This is a genomic window from Candidatus Aquarickettsia rohweri (genome assembly GCF_003953955.1).
GTDB lineage: Bacteria > Pseudomonadota > Alphaproteobacteria > Rickettsiales > Midichloriaceae > Aquirickettsia > Aquirickettsia rohweri.
Genome location: NZ_RXFM01000122.1, coordinates 1 through 2795, shown reverse-complemented (window position 1 = coordinate 2795; position 2795 = coordinate 1). Strand labels below are relative to the sequence as shown.

Annotated in this window: 2 protein-coding genes, 1 tRNA gene and 1 pseudogene; all 4 read right to left on the bottom strand. The window is 25.2% G+C overall.

The window, feature by feature from the left end:
• Positions 1-154: IS66 family insertion sequence element accessory protein TnpA (tnpA, locus tag EIC27_RS08490; protein ID WP_410519450.1), on the bottom strand; the 154-nt coding region annotated here is incomplete at its 3' end.
• An 89-nt stretch (positions 155-243) separates the two neighbouring features.
• Positions 244-1371, bottom strand: coding sequence for an LptF/LptG family permease (locus EIC27_RS06595; protein ID WP_126045260.1), 1128 nt, complete (start codon positions 1369-1371; stop codon positions 244-246).
• A gap of 15 nt (positions 1372-1386) precedes the next feature.
• Positions 1387-1463: transfer RNA gene (locus tag EIC27_RS06590), tRNA-Arg, on the bottom strand.
• An 83-nt stretch (positions 1464-1546) separates the two neighbouring features.
• Positions 1547-2795 (bottom strand): annotated as a pseudogene (locus EIC27_RS06585) (DNA-directed RNA polymerase subunit beta'); the annotation flags it as partial.

The window sequence follows — 2795 nt, the reverse complement described above, 5'->3', positions numbered from 1 at the left end:
CTACAAGAATTCTGTGCCATTTATAAAATGTACTTCTCGGCACATTCTTTTGCTTACAAAATTCATATTTACTTACATTACTTTTTTTATATTCTTCTACTAGCTCTTTCCATTTTTCATTACTTATTCTTTTTTTCTTTTTTTCTAATAGCATCATTAGCCTCTATTTTTTTAGGCTTTTGTTCTACCACTTATTTTTATTCTTGCCTAGATGCCCTTATTTTAGCGCTTACATTCTCGTAATTATTTAATGTCGTGTTTTTCATTGGGGTATTTAAATATATTTAATATATTTTTTGATGGAGCTGATTTATATAACCTATAAAGAAAAATAAGAGGTAATAAAAGATTAAATAAATATACTAAAGGATAGTATTTATAGCTAATTTGACTAAATATATAAAATGATAAGTTAAAACCTATAATAATTAAAAAGGAAAAGAATGCATAAAAATTTATCTTATAATTTTGTATTCTACTTTCCTCTTTTAGTGTTATAAAATAAAGAATAATAATAATGGACAAAGATGTTACAGGCCAAATTATTCTGAAATGACCCTGTGTTCTAAATTTTTGAATTTTATTTTTTGGTATAGTATCTGATTTTAATAACTCAATAAAATTTAATTCATAACTATCGTCAATTAATTTATTATTAGGTTTTTCATGTTGATTTAAATCTATAATAAATTCTGAAAATTTTACCATTATATAAGTATCTTTAATATTTTGAAATTCTATTTTAATTCCGTTATAAAGGATCATTTTATAAATATTATTATTTGAATAAAATCGACCTGAATTAGCAATATAAGTGATTTCTTTGTTTGGGTTTTTTGAATCATTAATCAAAATATTTTTTAATAAATTATTACCTTCTTTTTTTTCTATATATATAGTTAAATTATTAACTTTTGATATAAAAGTATTAAATTGAATTAAGTTTGAAATTGAGTTTTGATTAATATCAAATTTTAAATTTTTAAATTTTTGAGAACTAATTGGTATTAAATAATAAGAAATTAATAAATGAATTATAGTAACAATAATAGAAAAATATATAAATGGCTTAATAATATTTATTCTAGTAACTCCTAATGAATACAATATAATAATTTCTCTATCTAACAATAGTTTATTATAAACATAATAAACTGTTAATGTTAGTGATATAGGTATTATTATAAAGATTAATAATGGTAATAAGCATAAGGTTAAATTTAAAAAATCTAAAATTCTAGCTCCCTGACTTAAAATTAGTTCTAAATACCTAATGGATTGAACAATCCAAGCAATCCCAACAATTGTAAAAGTTATAATGATAAAAGGAAAAAATAAATTCTTAAGTATATTTTTTTCGTAAAGAAACATAATAATATGTTAAAATGGTGTGTCCTGGAGGATTCGAACCCCCGACCCACAGCTTAGAAGGCTGTTGCTCTGTCCAGCTGAGCTAAGGACACATTAATTGTAAAGTAATTATAATATTGAAAAAGTCAATAACTAACAACTATATCTTTATAATGAATATAATTTTCTTATAAATTTAGCTAGACTTAACTTCACTATAGCGTTCCTTTAACTTATCCATATAAAAACCTGTTCCAGCTGGAATTAATCTTCCAACAATGACATTTTCTTTCAAACCTTCAAGATGATCTGATTTACCTGAAACCGCAGCCTCAGTTAGTACTTTTATTGTTTCTTGGAACGAAGCTGCAGATAAAAATGAATTTGTTTGAAGAGATGCTTTCGTTATACCTTGTAAAACCCCTATTGCTTGTGCAGGTTTATATTTCTCTTTTATAGCTTTTTTATTAATTTTTTCAAAATATGTAATATCTACTTGTTCACCTGTGATAAAAGTTGTTTCTCCAGGTTCAGTGATTTCTACTTTTTTCAGCATTTGTCTTAAAATTACTTCAATATGTTTGTTATTAATTTTTACTCCTTGTAATTTGTAAACTTGCTGAACCTCATTAATCATGTAATTAGCAAATTCTTCTTTTCCAAGTATGCGTAAAATATCATGTGGCGAAGGATCACCATCAAGTAGCATCTCACCTTTCATAACATAATCACCTTCATTTACAGATATATGTTTACCCCTTGGTATCAAATATTCTGCTGTATCTTTACCATACTTTGATTTTACTATTAATCTTCTTTTAAATTTATAATCTTGGCCATATTCAATATATCCATCAACTTCACTTAATATAGCTGTTTCTTTAGGTTGACGTGCTTCAAATAATTCAACAACTCTTGGTAGTCCACCTGTTATATCCCTGCTTTTTGAAGATTCTTTTGGCATTCTTGATATAACATCTCCTATTTCTACTTTTTGATTATCTGATACATTGATAATAGCATTGACTGGTAAAAAGTATTTAGCTTCTAAGCCGTTGTTTAATTTTATAGGATTTCCATCTTTATCTTTAATTAATATTCTAGGTCTTAAATTAGATTTTTTATTACTTTGTTTTCCATCAATAACAACTTTATTAATTATTCCAGTTATATCATCTTGTACTTCTTTTACTGATATGGAATCTTTTAGATCAACAAAAGAAACATATCCTTCTACTTCAGTCATTATAGGTAATGTAAATGGATCCCATTCAGCTATTTTATCGCCAGATCTTACTTTTGATTTAGCTTCGAATAAAATTTTAGCACCATAAGGAACTTTGCTTCTAAATTTTTCGTTATTTCTACCGTCTACTATAACCAATTCACAATTTCTACTCATATTAATTTTCACTCCATTACTGTTTATTATAATGGATGAATTT